A 14,785-nucleotide genomic window follows, 5' to 3' on the forward strand; every position below is an offset into this window, starting at 1 on the left:
TTCTGGTTCTTTAATAACGTCGTTGAGAACCACGAGTTCACTGCCGAGTTCGTTGACAATCCATTCAATACGTTCAAATCCGCAACGGGCAAGTCTGTCTCGATTGGCAACCACAATTTTGCGCTGTTCTCCGCGCACGATTCGTCCCAATACGGACTTAAGCCTTTGACACTGATCATCGCGTTGCGCAGTCGTTCAGCAGCGTCTTGTATCGAAACGTGTTGGTTCATCGAACATTCCATAGCGCATGTTTAGTCCAGTCTCAAAGATTGATTGGCAGGGTGTTTGGTCGCTTTAGCCTTGCCATATTTGTTAACTTTTGGTCAATTCCATGTGCAAATCAGGCACTATACGAAAGCTCAATCAGCGTCGCTAACTCCGCACGCTCGGGGCCGACCATTCGCGTCCGGCAGCGAGCCATTGACGAGTTTCGCCCATGAACGCGCTACCGGCTTCGGGCTTGACGTTGCGCTGTCGGTAGTCTTCGAACTGAACCTGCAATCGCCGCAATATTTGCTGCTCCGGGGAGAGCGCACTCAGCGCCTCCTGTTCCGCCTTCTTGCGCAGCTTGTGCTGGAGATCTGCGGTACCTGCTGGATCCTCCCGCATCTGCCCATACCCCACTGCCGTCTTAGCCCCAGCGCCCAGACAGTCGAGCGCCTGTTTCAGTGCCTTGAACACCTCGGGCAGCTCGGCAGCATGATCCACATAACGCGGTGCAATCCCGAATAGCAATCGGGGTTTATCTGCAACGAGAAACGGCACGGGCACCGGAGCATGCCAATCAGCGGGAACGCAGTCTGGCGCGTGGTGCCACTCGGCGATTTCACCACCCTGCTCGTACCACTTGCCCAGATGTGGGGTCATCACATCGGCGCGTAGGTTGACCGGCGCAATCGGCAAGGCATCGAAGAAGAGAAAAGCGCCGGCCTGCTCAAGGGTGCCGAACCAGGTGTCAAGCCGGTGTTGCCGTGCTGTTTCATCAAGCGATTCGTCCCAGACCTCGACCCATGCCCGCACCAGCCCCTTGACAGTGCTTCCGGCCAGATAGGGGACGCCGAGTGTGTGATGCCAAATCAGACCGTTCTCGACCGGATGCGGCAGACCCAAGCCCGTAGCGAAGTGCCAATCGGCTTGAAACACTGCGCCGCGTCCACCGAGCTGAGTAACCAGTTCAAGCTGACGTTGGGCGGCGTTTTCCAGTGACGCGCTATCTCCAGTGCGTTTCGCGTTGTCTTGAACCCATTTTGCCTTGCCCTCGGCGGGAACCTGCCAGTGATCGTCATAGGCATTGAAAAAACGCTCGTACCAAAGTCCGCGATGCCCGCTATCGGGCAGGGCGTTCGGGGCTTGATGAGCGCGATAAAGTGGCAAGGTCATGATGCAACGCCCTCGGCCGCATCGACCTGATCCTCGCGTGCTAGAAAGGCGCTCGCCAACTTCTTCACCCAGTCGAGAAACAGCAGGGCTTCGATTTGCGCGGCTAGATAAGCGTCCTGATCGGATTGAGTAATCGCTTCGAGCAAATCGGCTGTACCCGCGAACGGTTGCTCTGACTTAGCCAGCCAATCACCGAGTAGCTGATAGAGCTTCTGGTAAGCAGGCTTATCGGCCTTACTGCGATAGAAGGCGGCTGTTTGCCCCAAGCCATTGGCGCGGATCATAAACGGCATGGCGCTGGCGTGACTGTTAAATTCCTTTTGTTCCTTGATCTGATCTGCCCAAGCATTGCGCAGGGTTTGGATGCGTTCTAAAGCAAAGCGGGCGCGTGCTTGTTCCGGTGTGGCGCGGAGTGGCTGGCAGGGCATGGGGGGTGTCCTGTTGTGTCGCGGTGGCGGCGTGGTGACAGCGTTCGCCGAGCCGATTATGGGTACGACGGGCGCTTGCGCCGCTTGGTGTTCGCGTTCCTTCTCCCGCGCTTTCTCCAAGCGGCGCTGTTCTTTGGCGTAATTCTTGGCCATCAGTCACCTCCACGCTGGATACTGACCTTGCACCAGCCCATACCAACGGTCTCATTGCCGCCGAGTTGCAGATACGGACGCTGACCGAACAGCTCATCAGTAACATGGGCGAGGATGTCTTGAGCGCACGTTTCCCCATCCTGTTGCCGTGATCTGAGCGCGTGTAAGGTCACATAGAGCAGCGTGTCGGGTGGCAGACTTTCCTCATACCAGAGTGCGCCCGGCTTAACGGTTTTGGTGCGATTGTCGATGCAAATATGCGCATTGACCGGTGTGGCGAACTGCGCCAAATGATTAAAGCGGTCGTCATCGACAAGCGCCAGTTGTTTGCGTAGCGCATTCTCGGCATCACTGCGTCCCATCAGACGCGCCAACATTGAAATAAGCGCGGCACAATCTGCTGACTGAGTACGTAGCCGAAATTCCTCCAGATAGAGCGCATCACCGGATGGCTCAGGCAGCAGAACGGTCTGATGGTCGGGCACCTCGGGGATCGTGGCGGCATCCAGACCATCGAGACCCAAACGCCGCGTATCAGCGGCAAAGCGACGGAGCAGCGCCGGACAAGTCACCCATTTGAAATGCCCAGTCAGTGAGCGCACCGGCAGCAACAGCAAGCGTGCATCGCCGACTAAAAGCGCCCCGGCATGATCGGAAGCGTTCGCGGTCTCAGGGCCGAAAACGACCTTGAGCTAGGGAGCTTGGCGTTCTTCAGCCATAGCGCGTAACGCGCCCTTGACTGCTGAGCCATAGATCACGGGCCAAGCGGTATGCGCTTCGCGCTGAATGGGCAGGTCAATAACGCCGCCACTCTGTCCGGCACCGGCGTGGATGGACGTTTCGGCCAGCAGGCCGATCAAGGCTGTCGTACTCATACTTTATTCGTCCCCTTCGCTCTACCAAATGCCAACGGCCAGCTCGCCGCGTCCGAGCGCGGTGTCGTGGCCGATGTGTTGTCCATGCAATGCCGTAATCGCAGTGTTTATATCGATTGGATCGTTGAGCGTACAAAAATACACGCTTCCAGCCGGCACCAGACTGCGCACCGGTCGCGGACATGCGTGCGCCAAATTCCAGCCGCCCTCGCGCACCGCTTTGCCGATCACGGCGCATTCCAGCGTTAGGGAAATGCCGCACAGGTCGCCCTGCCAGACGTGCGTACCGTCATGCTCAAGCGCCGCAAAACCGGGTAGTTGCCAATTGGCCGCACTTGGGCCGAAATCGGCATGTGTCAGCAGCATGAGCAACAGGCGCGGCCCTAGAATCTGCGGCGCTTGCAGTCGGTTAGGTGATGCCGTTGAGATCTGTACCAGACTTGGGCGTCCCTCACCGCCAAACCGCATGACGCTGGATTGGGGAGCGTCTGATTTGGGATAGAAATCAGCATTTCGGCACCGATGGCCAATTCGGGGAGCGGGCGCAGATGGCGGGTTTGATAGAGCAACCCATCGCGTCCGGTGCGCCGTGCGTTGTCGCGGGCAATGCCAAGACGCGGTTCTTCACGATACAGATGCTGAGTTTCGATGATCTCGGTTGGTGGCTGACCGGCGAGCACCTGTTGCAAATTGGTAGCGGTCAACCATGCCGTTTCAAAGGGTTTGGCACCGAGCAGCGGATTCTGTCCGGCATTCTGGATGCGCGGTAAACGCACTGTTCCCAGATCGCAGCGCACCGGGTCGCCGGGTTCCAGAAAACGATAGCTTCTGTCCTTGCCAAGCACATGCAGCGGAACCGGATACAGCCGTTCGTTGTGCCAAATTGGATAGGGGCCGGTTAATTTGAGTTGGCCCAGGCTGTCGCCATCGCCGATCAAAGCACGCAGGTCTGCATAGGCTGCGTTTTCCAAGAAATCAGACCAGTCAACACCGCGCTGCTCGCCAATCAGGGTGCGCATGGCTCCTGCTACGGTGCGTGCTGGCGGTGGAAACAGGCTACTCAGCTCGTTGTGGCCGCTGGTCTCGAAACCCCGCGCCTCACGAAAAAACCAGGTGTCGAGCGGATCGAACCGCCACTGCCGTGTTTCAGTCATCGCGTCTCGACTCCTTTTTGAGCTAGAAAACGCACCAGCAATGCGCCGTCTGGATCGAACCGTTGACTTTTGGTGAACATCGGTTGATCGTCATGCAGCTCGCGTTTTACCGGACGGCACTGGTCTAGCAGGGGTGTAATCAACCGTTCAGCCTCAGCTAATGTCAGCGTGTTGCGTCGGCCATCGTTGACACCCGAAGCCAGATAATCGACCGCCAGCAGCGATACCGCCTGCGCCTGATCGAAAACAGGTTCGACATCGGGCTGATCTTTGGGCGGATTGATGAACTGAAACCGTTCGCGAATGCGATAGAAAAATTTGCCGCTGAACGTCCGTTCGCCCGCCGCCCGCTCCTGTACCGCAAAATCCTGCGCAAGACGCTCGATTACGAGTTGACCGGACTGCGCTGGATTGATCGCGCATTCCCAGGGCCGCGCCCATTGCAGCGCCTCGCCGCTGGGTTTGAGGACGCGCACTGCCAGCGCATCGCGCCCCGTAGCTTCTTTGGCCAGGTTGTCGAGCAGATGATGGCTGTCGCGCAAGACCCGTGTCAGTGGGATCTTGACGTGCGCAAAGGTGACGGCAGCGGAGATGGTCGAGCAGCCGTCCTTGCCGAACGCCTGTTTGAAGGCCGCGAGATACGCCACGCGAATCGCCGCCGCGCATCCGAGTGCATCGTCCAGCGGTAGCAGCGCCAGCACATCGTCGCCGCCAGCGTAGATCAAAAAGCCGTGGTGCTGATCGACCAACTCGGGCACGCACGCAGTAAAAGCATTGAGTGCCTGCGAAATCTTCGGCGGGGCGTTCAGGTCACTTTGCAGCAGCTTGCCGAGGCTGTCGCCGTCCATCAGCAGGATGGCGTAAAAGGGCGACGGCTCGCCGTGTTGCTGTTCCTTGATGAGTTGTTTGACGGCCTTGACCGCAGTCCGATCTGGGCATATACCCTGATTTTCTAGGACATGCGCAAACAGCGCACTGGAATGCAACTGCGCAAGCTGCTGATTGGTGTGTTCGCGCACACAGCGCAATAGACCCAAGCCTCGGTCAGAGCGCCCGAGTTGCGGTGAGGTGGCCACCAGCGCATCAATCGCTGTCTGGAGTGGTTCGGCGTTTGACAGCCGTTCTACCCAGTGCGCGGCGGCCAGATCCAGCGTCGAGGGCATCTGGCCTTTGAGCGGCCAACCGTGCAACGTCCAACGCGCATCCGACATCGGCGCACGTAAGGTTGCAAAGGCCGCAACGAACCGCCGCTTGATGAAAGCGATAGCACACAACTGTTCTTGGTCAGCGAAGTCGCTTGGGTAGCGGTTCCGAATCGGCGTCCAAAACTGCTCAAGCTGCCTATCGCCCGGATGTGCCGCACCAGAAAGTTCTTGCCAACCGGCCATCATTGAGCACTTGACGCCGCTTTCTATGGGCGGCAGATGTGAACGCCGGTTCTTGCGCTGATCGAGCAAACTGTTGCCCGACCCCAGCGCCCAACTGATTTCCCAAAAACCCTTGATCTGCCGCTCCCAGATTGCGCGTGTTTCGGTATGCGGATGATGCGGCTGTAAATCGCGTTGCCAGACCGCTTCGGCCAGCGCCGCCCATGCCGCTCGCACCGTTTGCTCGACGTACTCGGGTTGGAAGTTATCGGGAACCTTGCATTGAACGGCCTTGAAGCGATTGGGAATGCAGCCTTGTCGCGGGCCATCCGCGCCGGACTTCGCACCGGTCAGCCAGTCGAGATAGGTTTTATCGGGCGTAGGAAAATCGATCTTGCCGCCCTGCTGCGTGACGGCCTGCATCGCGGCCCCTGCTAACCAAGACAGCAGAAACGAACCGGCCCAGAAATCGCGTGTGCGGCGTGCCTGTGCGACGAATCCTTGCACCGGGCCAAGCGTAAAGTGAAAGGTTTGGTCGGTCATCAGCGTGACTCCAAGACGGTTTGACGATTCGTAAACCGATCCATCCAGCCATGCACAACCGACCAGTCAGGGGCAACCGGCACTCGCCGCACCGATCCCTTGCTACCTTTGATGCCGATGCGCCATGCCTCGGGCAGAAAGTGCGCTGGGAGCAGCGTCAGCACACCGACAACCGTACCGTCTAAAAAGCGATGCGGATGTACAAATAACGGCGAAGCGCGACGATTGGCACCGATGTCGCTCCAACTGCCATCGGATGTTGGAGCAACGGCGTTGATGTCCGCCTTATCTTTCGTGGAGCTGAAAAAATAATTGTGCGGCAGACCGAACACCACTCGGCGCGGATGTCGATCAACTGAGTTTCCGCTTGCTGCACACTGGGCAAGATCATGATCGTCGGTGAAATTGCGCTCTGCTGGTTGGCCGGCAACCTGTCCAACTTGCCCAAAGCTTCGATAACGTTGCATGTCCCCGCCAAGCTCGCCGAGCAAGCGCCAAGCATCACGATGCGTAGCAGGTACCAGATCGATCCGACTGCGTTGTGAAAAAGCGGTATAAGGCGGCAGTGTATCCAGTCGGTCGGCGGTCAGATCGGCCAACGTGTGGCGCAATGTGTCAGCCGTGTTCGGAACGGTTAAATCCGTGCCGTTGAGCGTCTCAATAGCCAATGCCCTTGCGTGCGCGACTCCCCAAACCACCCAGCAAGCCCAGTGTTAGCAGCGCCCGTGCGACTGAATCACGTTCATCATGCGTCGTTTCAGGGCGAAAACGTACCTGAATCCGCAGCGTAGCATCGGGCGCGAGTGCTTCGCGTAAATAAGCGTCTCTAAAATGATACAGCCCTTGACCAAGCAGATATTGATGACCAGCGGTGGCCGATGGCAGGTGTGCTTTAGTGAGGGTGCGTGTATCGCCACTGATTCGCAACAAACAGCGGCCCTGCCCGGTTTCTTCGCCATTGGCGGCCTGTCCGAAGAGTAGTGCCTCTCGACGATGCAAGAGCCGCAATCCAGCGGTGTCATCCTGCGCTTCCCGCAAACAGTCACTCCAATGCAACGCCCGCCACCAGAACCGCAACGCGCCTTTAAACGAAGGCGGGCGCAGGCCATCGATTGGCGTCCGATCTGCGCCGCCCAGAAACATCGGCGTAATGATGCGATAGGTAGCTTCCAAGATTTCAGCCATGCTCGACACTCCCTTTCTTCAGATACCGAGATAGACGTTTTGCCAAGCTTAATTCAGCACACGATCCATTGCCCGTTGCAGTTCCAATGGCAATCGTTCTGGATTGACGATGATCTGGCGCACATGCTCCAGCGCCGCCGGATTGCCATGTGCCAGCGCATTACGCAAGTTTTTAAGCATCCAATAGCCATCGACGACCGAACGCGGGTGCTCGCCGACGCGCATTTCAGCCTCGAATGCTTCTTCAGCGGGTTTGCGATCTCTTTGATGATCCTGATGGCCAAATTTGCGGCGATCACACTCGCGGGTAATCACGGCCTCGAATCCAAGAATGGCGGCGCGTACATAATCGCCTTGACGCAGATAAAACATGGCAAGACGCTTCTGATACGCCATAAGCCGAGCGCCTCGCACCCAATTCAATCGCTTGGTCAGTGAAGATTGAAACAGGGAAGAAACGCCCGTGAGTGGTGTATCCAGCACGGGGAGAAATGTCAGGATACGACGGCGGGCATCACTGAGATTGAGGGTGCGCTCGAAGAACGCTGCATCGACCAGACATTGCACTTTGTCAGCGGCTACACCGTCGGCACGCAGCAAAGGCGCAAATAAACCATAATCACCATTTTGATCGAAGCGGCTCAAGGCATCGAGCCAGCGTTCAATGTTCAACAATCCATCGAGCCGCACGATCGGCGTCTCGCCGTTTTCCGTCATATCGAGTGCGCCATAATAAAGCCCCTCGATTGTTAAACCGCGAACCCGCTCCAAGAAGAAGGCTGAGAGCGCACCGATGGCTGTCAGATGTCGAAATCCATGCGTTAGATCGATGGACACGCGCCCGTCCTCAACGGCTTCGGCAATGCTGTCAAGAATGTGCGCCTGTCCTTCGGCATCGCGGCCATAGTCGATGAGTCGCAGCTTGCAGGAAACGCCGAGCGCCCGTTCAACCACAGGCGTCACCGCATCGAGCAAGGCGGCATCAACTGCGTTTTCGGTGGCCGCTTCGATCAATCGCAATCGCAACTCCTCGTCTTCGCCTTCGGTAGCAAACTGCTCAATCAGCACGTCCCACATGCTGCCAGCCGTTCCCAGCAACACCAACTGGTTCGGGTTGAGCACTTCACGCAACGCCAGACCGAAAAAGGGTGTTGTATGAATTGCGCCATTAGCAAAGCGATAGTGAGCTGTCCGATAACCAGTTTTGGGATCCTGTCGGGCACGCCCGAGAAAACTTACCAGCGTCGAGGTCATTCCGGTTATCCCTCTGCAATGCAATAACGGTATTTTGACAGACTAGATACTAAGGTAACTATCCCTACAAGCTTGTGGCTCAAGCCGTGCGGCGTTTAGTACAACTTAAACTTTTCAGACGCAAGTTGAGGATCATATATTTCAGTATAACAATTTGGCTATGGGGATAGATCGGGCGGTCAATCAGGGGTTGTCTGGTGGCGTGGATGTTGAGTATGATCGGCAGCGGTCGGTTTCTAGCTTGTCTCCCGTAAGCTTGCGCTGTGACGACTGCTGAGACAAAAATATTGGCGTCTCACCGGACGATGCCAGCCGCAACATCGGCACGGAGTCCGGTCGCGACCCACAATCCACTACAACAAGGATTGAAACTACTGTCTGTTGAAACGTAAGCGCCAGCCTGCATTCTTGTCGCGACCCACAATCCAATAAAAAACCGGCTCTTAGGCCGGTTTTTTTATTCAGCAAAAAACTGAAGGCAATAAAAAACCCGCCTAAAAGCAGCGGGTTTTTTAAGATGGCGTCCCCACGGGGGTTCGAACCCCGGTTACCGCCGTGAAAGGGCGGTGTCCTAGGCCACTAGACGATGGGGACAGTGACTGGTTTTTAGATTCGACGATTTGGACAGGATCGCCGAACGTTTGCAATACATTCTAAACTTTGGTGGAGCCAGGCGGGATCGAACCGCCGACCTCAACACTGCCAGTGTTGCGCTCTCCCAGCTGAGCTATGGCCCCAGTTCCCTGAGACCGCAAATGTTACAGACCTCTGTTCGATTTGTCTAGCATTTTTTTGCAAATGATCGGCACGGCGCTCACAGCCACTTCGGGAGCAAAATCAGCGCCCAGATGACCAAGCAAAACGCGATGCTCGAGAACACCGCCGCCGAGGCGATGTCTTTGGCGCGGCCTGAGAGTTCGTGACGTTCAAGACCGACGCGATCAACATTGGCTTCAATCGCTGAGTTGAGTAGCTCGACAATCGGCACAATCAGCAGACTGCCGACTAGCATCGCCCGCTCAATCGGTGTTGCGCCGAGCCAGATGCCGAGCGGCACCAGCGGAATCAGCAAAAAAATCTCCTGCCTAAACGCCTCTTCTAGTTCGAAACAGGCTTTAAATCCCTTCATCGAATAGCCGAACGCTCGCACCACGCGCCGCCAGCCGCGTACATTGTGATTAGCCATGTGTTGCGTTTATCTCCGTCTCCGTGTTCGCGTTCGGTGTCCAAGCGAGATCAAGCTGCCGCGCTGCCCGTACATCATCAAGACGGCGCACCGGCAAGCTGTGTGGGGCGCTGCGGACACGTTCGGGATGGGTCTGGGCTTCGCTGCGAATGGCCGTTAACGCGGCAATGAAACCATCTAAATCGTCTTTGCTTTCGGTCTCGGTCGGCTCGATCAACAGACATTCGGGTACCAGCAGCGGAAAATACGTCGTCGGGGCGTGATAACCATAATCGAGCAGCCGCTTGGCAATATCCATCGTGTTAACACCGAACTCACGCGCCTCGCGCTTCAGGGTGATGATAAATTCATGGCTTGCCCGCCGCGTTGGATAGGCGGCCTCAAATCCAGCGGCTTGCAGTCGCGCCAGCAGATAATTGGCGTTGAGCGTGGCGAACTCGGCAACGCGACCCATGCCTTCCCGTCCGATCAGTCGCGCATACACATAGGCGCGGAGCAGAATGCCGATATTCCCACCAAAGGCGGTCAGCCGTCCGATGCTTGCGGGGCGATCAGATTCGGTCAGCCAGCGGTAGTGATTGTTTTCGCACGCGACCAGCGGCACGGGGAGATAGGGTTCGAGCCGTTGCGAAACGCCCACCGGCCCCGCTCCGGGGCCACCGCCGCCATGTGGCGTTGAGAAGGTTTTATGTAAATTCATGTGGATGACATCGAAGCCCATGTCACCCGGACGCACCTGACCGAGAATGGCGTTGAGGTTCGCGCCGTCATAATAGAGTAGGCCGCCGACCTCGTGTACAGCATGGGCGATGGCTTGAATATTCCGGTCGAATACGCCGACGGTGCTCGGATTGGTGAGCATGATGCCAGCGGTGTGCGGGCCGACGGCGGCGCGGAGGGCGGCGAGATCGACATCGCCATCTGGCCCGGTCGGAATTTCGCGCACCGTAAAACCGCACATCACCGCCGAGGCTGGATTGGTGCCGTGTGCGGCATCGGGCACCAGCATCTCGGTGCGAGCATAGTCGCCGCGTGCCTGATGATAGGCGCGGATCATGGCAACTCCGGCAAATTCACCCTGCGCTCCCGCCGCTGGCGTCAGCGAGACGGCCTGCATTCCGGTCACAGTTTTAAGGATCTCTTGCAGCTCAAATAGACAGGCGAGCACGCCTTGCCCGTGCGTCTCCGGTGCCAGTGGATGCCGCCCCCCAAAACCCGATAACATCGCCAAGCTGTTACAGGCGCGGGGGTTGTACTTCATCGTACAAGAGCCGAGCGGGTAGACATGCGTGTCGATGGAGAAATTCTGTTGCGACAAGCGCGTGTAATGACGCACCGCCTGCATCTCGGAGACCTCCGGCAGCGGCGGGCGCGTGCGGCGGCGCAGTGCGGCGGGGATGTCAGCGACGGCGGGCGCGTGTAGCGGTGCTTGCGCGGTAGCGCGACGACCGGTTCGGGAGTGCTCTTGGATCAGCATAGCGAGGGTGTCTACGAATCGAAAAATAGTTCAAACGCAGCGATCACACTGCGATTAGCGGATGTTGAGTCTGACACAAGCAAGCGACGAATCCGTGACGCATCGGGCGCGGGTGTGCGATGCGCCAGTCACTGTGAATCAAAGATCGGCGCTGGAAGCCGACGGCTGGAAGCTGACCACCTCACGCCGCCACCCGAGCGCCGAATAACTCAACAGCTCGCCGACGCCCTCGCGCCAATCCGCCAACACCAGCCGTTCGGCGCTACCGTCGGTCAGCGTGTGCGTATGGTTAGCGGGGCGATGGGTATGGCCGTGAATCAGCCGCGTGGCACGCTGGCGCTGGAGCGTCTCGCGCACGGCTTGCGGGTTGACATCCATGATAATCGGCGGTTTTTCGGCATTGGCTAACGCACTGCGGCGGCGATATTCAGCGGCAATCGCCCGCCGACTCGCCAGCGATTTCCACAAAAACAGCTGCTGCACCAGCCGATTGCGCACGCGCCGCCGAAAGCGTTGATAGGCTAGATCATCGGTGCAGAGTTGATCGCCGTGTAACAACAGGGTCAGCTCGCCGTCGAGCAAGATCCGGTACGGATCAGGCAGCAGCCGACAGCCGGTTGCGCGGGCGAAGGCACGTCCGATAAGAAAATCACGATTCCCATGCAGCAGCGCACATTCCGTACCCGATGCGGTCAGATCGTGCAACGCCTGTCGCACCGCCTGATGCAGTGGCGCGTCGTCATCATCGCCGATCCAGACATCAAACAGATCGCCCAGAATATACAGCCGCCGCGCTGCGCGTGCCCGTCCAGCCAGAAACTGCTGAAAACACGCCAGCGTTGTCGGCTGCGCGGGCGTCAGATGCAGGTCAGATATAAATAGCGCCTCACCAGCGGCAGCGCTCCAGCAATCGGTCAAATCAGTCCGGCTCCGGCAGTTCCAGCCAAGTTTGCAGCGCATCGATCAGCGCCTGTGCTTGGGCGCGGCTGGAAATATTGAATTTGGACTGTTGACGATATTCGCCGTTGCGTTTTTGATAGCGACGGATGGTGTAGCGGTCGGCGCTATAGCTTTGCTTGGCGCGATCCCATTCGCGGTAACGAAATAGAATGGTCGTCCAACTGCCTTTCGATAAAATGACTTTGTCGCATTCCTGCGTGGTTTCGATGCCGTCGTCATCAACATAGGTGACGGTTAATTCTTCAATCGTTTCGGCCATGCTCGGGTACTCGTGTCGCTCAATGGCCGCGATCTTAAACGGCCTTTGGTATGAACACCACTGGTACAGGCGAGAGTTCAGCATGATCGGCAAATTTCTCATCACGTTGGTGGTTGTCTTGATTGCCTATGCAGTGCTCCGCGCCCGCTGGCGCGATGCGGATGCGCCGCTGGACGATGCGCAATCGCAGTGCCTTCCGGGGACGCCATTCACAGTACGCCCGATGATGCGTCTGGCCGCTGCGCTGCTGGTTGCGATCATGACGGTGGGCAGTGCGCTGTATTTACTACTTGATTGGCTGGATGCGCGTGCCGTCGTACAGGTGCAGGTGATTAACGCCAATACCGGCCAGATCACGCCTTACGAATCGCGACGCGGCGCTATCGACGGTCGGCGTTTTACGACGCTTGACGGGCGCGAAATTCGGCTCGCGGATGTCGAGCGGATGATGGTACTGCCCGCTGCTGCTGACCGCCCCTAATCGGCTCGCGCCGCGCTGCATCTTGTATCCAAGCATTTTAGTTCCATGTTAAAGCGCAGCCATATAACGCTAGGTTCAACGGTTGTAATCGCTGTGGAGACGATACAAATGCGCAATCCGATGCTCTCGATGCTGCTCACTGGTGCGCTGGCGCTGAGTGCCGCGCCCGTAGTGGCTGATTGGACGCTCGACGCTGAACGCTCGGCGGTGACCTATGTCACGATTAAAGCGAAAGATATTGCCGAAAATAATCGGTTTCAGGAATTACACGGACACATCGACGACAGTGGACAGGTGGTGGTGTCGCTGATGCTCGATAGCGTCGAGACGCTGATTCCGATTCGGAATGAACGGATGCGCGACATTCTGTTTGAGACAACCAATTACAAAGAAGCGCAATTACAGGCACAGCTTGATCCGAAGCTGTTGGCATCCTTGCCGGTCGGTCAAATTCAGCGCGTTGCTGCTGAAGGTCAGCTCACGCTGCACGGTCAAAGCCAACAGCTCACGCTGTCGATGCTGGTCGGGCGGCTCGATGTGAATACGGTGATGGTTGCCAGCACCGAACCGCTATTGATTGAAGCATCGAAATTTGGCTTGAGTGATCGGGTTGAAAAACTGCGCGAGATTGCTGGATTGCAGAGTATTAGCGAGGCGGTGCCGGTGGTGTTTGTGGTGACTTTTACGCAAAAAACAGCGGCGGTGAGCGAATAACGCCGCCAGCCGCCAGCGCCGGTCTGGTCACAAATCTCTCACTTCCTGACCCAACCCCCCCAACACCCGCTGCAAGTCCTGCGGCAGCGGCGCATCGAGGCGCAGCGGACGCGCCATCGCTTCCAGCTTAAAACTCAGGGTCGCGGCATGAAGAAATAACCGCGTCAGCCCGTAGTGTTTGAGCCAGCGATTGGCCGCCGCGTCGCCGTATTTCTCATCGCCCGCCAGCGGCGTGCCCAGATGCGCTGCGTGAACGCGAATCTGGTGCGTGCGGCCGGTGAGCAACTCGGCTTCCACCAGCGTCAACACCTGTTCACCAACCACGAACCGCTCCACACGCCGAAACCGCGTGCGCGAGGGCTTGCCATCCTGCGGATCGACGCGCACCACGCGCTCACCGCTGCTGAGGACATTTTTTTTCAGCGGCGCATCGACTAACAGCTCGGCACGCGGTAGCTCACCGACCAGTAATGCCAGATAGCGTTTATCTAGCCCGCCATCACGGATCAGCGCATGGAGTTCGCGCAACGCACTGCGGCGCTTGCAGAGCACTAAACAGCCCGAAGTCTCGCGGTCAAGTCGATGCACCAGCTCCAGTTCGCGCCCGGGACGCAGTTGGCGCAGGGATTCAATCACGCCATAACTCAGCCCACTGCCGCCATGCACCGCCAGCCCCGAAGGTTTGTCGAGCACCAACAGCCGCTCATCTTCATAAATCACCGCTTGATCGAGCCGCGCTAACTGCGCTTCCGGCACGCGCGCAGGCGGTGCCGCTGCGCCGAGGCGGATCGGCGGCAGGCGCACCACATCGCCACAGCGCAACCGATAATCGGCCTTAATCCGGCCCTTGTTGACGCGCACCTCACCGCGCCGCAACAGCCGATAGAGATGACTGCGCGGCACGCCCTTGAGCACGCGGAGCAAAAAATTATCGATCCGTTGCCCGTCGCTCTGCGCGTCGATCTGGACGGATTGCACCGCCGTGCTGCCAGCCCCGTCTCGGGACATGGCGCGGCGCGGCGCGGGAGTTTTGGGCGGTTGAGACGAGTCTGAAACGTTCAAGTTACGTATCCGAATCTGAGCCGGTGGCTCAATTGCTGCTAACAGGGGATCGCTGATACTATTGACGCCTTGTGCTGGCCAAGTAAAAGCGGAATTTTTCCGGAGCGGCCCGTGCATCGCGGGTGCGTCATCACGACCCGTACAAACCGGCATCCGACACCTGACTCAGCCACCTTACGGGGGCCGCGCCGTGCGTCCAGCCCGCTTGCCTTGTCGAGGTCGAGCGCGGCCGAATTCTACACCCAGCGCCGTCCCCGAGTAGCCCGTCGAGGCCGCCAGCGCCGCCGATGCCACTTCTGCCGCTCCG

Annotated in this window: 15 protein-coding genes, 2 tRNA genes and 1 pseudogene; 2 read left to right on the plus strand and 16 right to left on the minus strand. The window is 58.1% G+C overall.

The genetic code is table 11. From position 1 onward, the window contains the following. Positions 1-372: 372 nt before the first annotated feature. The 15 genes and pseudogenes from cmr6 to BLW10_RS01910 all read right to left on the minus strand — a co-directional run bounded on the left by cmr6 (position 373) and on the right by BLW10_RS01910 (position 12,221). Entirely contained in the window at positions 373-1,380 is a 1,008-nt protein-coding gene (gene cmr6 / locus BLW10_RS01840; RefSeq protein ID WP_091331911.1) for a type III-B CRISPR module RAMP protein Cmr6, read from the minus strand. Then, a complete protein-coding gene (cmr5, locus tag BLW10_RS01845) occupies positions 1,377-1,961 on the minus strand; it encodes a type III-B CRISPR module-associated protein Cmr5 (RefSeq protein ID WP_091331913.1) in 585 nt (194 codons plus the stop codon). Before cmr5 ends, cmr6 begins: the two co-directional genes overlap by 4 nt. Beyond that, a pseudogene (cmr4, locus tag BLW10_RS01850) lies at positions 1,961-2,836 on the minus strand (type III-B CRISPR module RAMP protein Cmr4). Before cmr4 ends, cmr5 begins: the two are co-directional and overlap by 1 nt. Positions 2,837-2,857: 21 nt before the next feature. Continuing rightward, positions 2,858-3,304: a type III-B CRISPR module-associated Cmr3 family protein gene (locus tag BLW10_RS14380; protein WP_091331914.1), complete on the minus strand. Its 447-nt coding sequence runs from the start codon at positions 3,302-3,304 to the stop codon at positions 2,858-2,860. After that, positions 3,220-3,990, minus strand: a complete 771-nt coding sequence (locus tag BLW10_RS01860; protein WP_091331916.1) for a type III-B CRISPR module-associated Cmr3 family protein — start codon at positions 3,988-3,990, stop codon at positions 3,220-3,222. Before BLW10_RS01860 ends, BLW10_RS14380 begins: the two co-directional genes overlap by 85 nt. Beyond that, the gene (gene cas10, locus BLW10_RS01865; RefSeq protein ID WP_091331917.1) at positions 3,987-5,900 is read right to left on the minus strand and encodes a type III-B CRISPR-associated protein Cas10/Cmr2; all 1,914 of its coding nucleotides are present in this window, start codon (positions 5,898-5,900) and stop codon (positions 3,987-3,989) included. Before cas10 ends, BLW10_RS01860 begins: the two co-directional genes overlap by 4 nt. Next, positions 5,900-6,568 carry a hypothetical protein gene (locus tag BLW10_RS01870; RefSeq protein ID WP_091331918.1) on the minus strand — a complete coding sequence of 223 codons (669 nt, stop codon included), beginning with the start codon at positions 6,566-6,568 and terminating at the stop codon, positions 5,900-5,902. The genes cas10 and BLW10_RS01870 overlap by 1 nt, the downstream gene beginning before the upstream one ends. Continuing rightward, on the minus strand, positions 6,558-7,085 hold the full coding sequence (cmr1, locus tag BLW10_RS01875) for a type III-B CRISPR module RAMP protein Cmr1 (RefSeq protein ID WP_091331920.1): 528 nt from the start codon (positions 7,083-7,085) through the stop codon (positions 6,558-6,560). Before cmr1 ends, BLW10_RS01870 begins: the two co-directional genes overlap by 11 nt. 48 nt (positions 7,086-7,133) lie before the next feature. Beyond that, positions 7,134-8,339: a TIGR02221 family CRISPR-associated protein gene (csx2, locus tag BLW10_RS01880; RefSeq protein WP_091331922.1), complete on the minus strand. Its 1,206-nt coding sequence runs from the start codon at positions 8,337-8,339 to the stop codon at positions 7,134-7,136. Between the two features lie 518 nt (positions 8,340-8,857). After that, positions 8,858-8,933, minus strand: a tRNA-Glu gene (locus BLW10_RS01885). A 67-nt stretch (positions 8,934-9,000) separates the two neighbouring features. After that, positions 9,001-9,076 (minus strand) — tRNA-Ala (locus tag BLW10_RS01890). Positions 9,077-9,153: 77 nt separating this feature from the next. After that, positions 9,154-9,525, minus strand: coding sequence for a diacylglycerol kinase (locus BLW10_RS01895; RefSeq protein WP_091331924.1), 372 nt, complete (start codon positions 9,523-9,525; stop codon positions 9,154-9,156). Beyond that, positions 9,518-11,002 carry an aminomethyl-transferring glycine dehydrogenase subunit GcvPB gene (gene gcvPB, locus BLW10_RS01900; protein ID WP_091331926.1) on the minus strand — a complete coding sequence of 495 codons (1,485 nt, stop codon included), beginning with the start codon at positions 11,000-11,002 and terminating at the stop codon, positions 9,518-9,520. The genes BLW10_RS01895 and gcvPB overlap by 8 nt, the downstream gene beginning before the upstream one ends. Before the next feature lie 138 nt (positions 11,003-11,140). After that, the gene (locus BLW10_RS01905; RefSeq protein ID WP_245709054.1) at positions 11,141-11,920 is read right to left on the minus strand and encodes a UDP-2,3-diacylglucosamine diphosphatase; all 780 of its coding nucleotides are present in this window, start codon (positions 11,918-11,920) and stop codon (positions 11,141-11,143) included. 1 nt (position 11,921) lies between these two features. After that, positions 11,922-12,221 (minus strand): hypothetical protein, encoded by a 300-nt coding sequence (locus BLW10_RS01910; RefSeq protein WP_091331930.1) that lies wholly within the window; start codon positions 12,219-12,221, stop codon positions 11,922-11,924. A gap of 82 nt (positions 12,222-12,303) precedes the next feature. Here BLW10_RS01910 and BLW10_RS01915 point away from each other — a divergent pair, with 82 nt between their 5' ends. Then, complete coding sequence (locus tag BLW10_RS01915) at positions 12,304-12,702, plus strand: hypothetical protein (RefSeq protein ID WP_091331931.1); 399 nt, start codon at positions 12,304-12,306, stop codon at positions 12,700-12,702. 108 nt (positions 12,703-12,810) lie between these two features. Then, positions 12,811-13,416 (plus strand): YceI family protein, encoded by a 606-nt coding sequence (locus BLW10_RS01920; RefSeq protein ID WP_091331933.1) that lies wholly within the window; start codon positions 12,811-12,813, stop codon positions 13,414-13,416. Positions 13,417-13,443: 27 nt separating this feature from the next. Here BLW10_RS01920 and BLW10_RS01925 read toward each other — a convergent pair whose 3' ends face one another. Continuing rightward, entirely contained in the window at positions 13,444-14,424 is a 981-nt protein-coding gene (locus tag BLW10_RS01925; RefSeq protein ID WP_091331935.1) for an RluA family pseudouridine synthase, read from the minus strand. Positions 14,425-14,785: the final 361 nt, after the last annotated feature.

The sequence above is a fragment of the Allochromatium warmingii genome, from assembly GCF_900107145.1.
In the GTDB taxonomy this organism is placed as follows: Bacteria; Pseudomonadota; Gammaproteobacteria; order Chromatiales; family Chromatiaceae; genus Thermochromatium; species Thermochromatium warmingii.

Excerpts from the sequence above, each read along its gene's own strand:
- cmr6 (WP_091331911.1), bottom strand. The coding sequence starts at position 1,380 with ATGACCTTGCCACTTTATCGCGCTCATCAAGCCCCGAACGCCCTGCCC.
- cmr5 (WP_091331913.1), bottom strand. The coding sequence starts at position 1,961 with ATGGCCAAGAATTACGCCAAAGAACAGCGCCGCTTGGAGAAAGCGCGG.
- BLW10_RS14380 (WP_091331914.1), bottom strand. The coding sequence starts at position 3,304 with ATGCGGTTTGGCGGTGAGGGACGCCCAAGTCTGGTACAGATCTCAACG.
- BLW10_RS01860 (WP_091331916.1), bottom strand. The coding sequence starts at position 3,990 with ATGACTGAAACACGGCAGTGGCGGTTCGATCCGCTCGACACCTGGTTT.
- cas10 (WP_091331917.1), bottom strand. The coding sequence starts at position 5,900 with ATGACCGACCAAACCTTTCACTTTACGCTTGGCCCGGTGCAAGGATTC.
- cmr1 (WP_091331920.1), bottom strand. The coding sequence starts at position 7,085 with ATGGCTGAAATCTTGGAAGCTACCTATCGCATCATTACGCCGATGTTT.
- csx2 (WP_091331922.1), bottom strand. The coding sequence starts at position 8,339 with ATGACCTCGACGCTGGTAAGTTTTCTCGGGCGTGCCCGACAGGATCCC.
- BLW10_RS01895 (WP_091331924.1), bottom strand. The coding sequence starts at position 9,525 with ATGGCTAATCACAATGTACGCGGCTGGCGGCGCGTGGTGCGAGCGTTC.
- gcvPB (WP_091331926.1), bottom strand. The coding sequence starts at position 11,002 with ATGCTGATCCAAGAGCACTCCCGAACCGGTCGTCGCGCTACCGCGCAA.
- BLW10_RS01910 (WP_091331930.1), bottom strand. The coding sequence starts at position 12,221 with ATGGCCGAAACGATTGAAGAATTAACCGTCACCTATGTTGATGACGAC.
- BLW10_RS01915 (WP_091331931.1), top strand. The coding sequence starts at position 12,304 with ATGATCGGCAAATTTCTCATCACGTTGGTGGTTGTCTTGATTGCCTAT.
- BLW10_RS01920 (WP_091331933.1), top strand. The coding sequence starts at position 12,811 with ATGCGCAATCCGATGCTCTCGATGCTGCTCACTGGTGCGCTGGCGCTG.
- BLW10_RS01925 (WP_091331935.1), bottom strand. The coding sequence starts at position 14,424 with ATGTCCCGAGACGGGGCTGGCAGCACGGCGGTGCAATCCGTCCAGATC.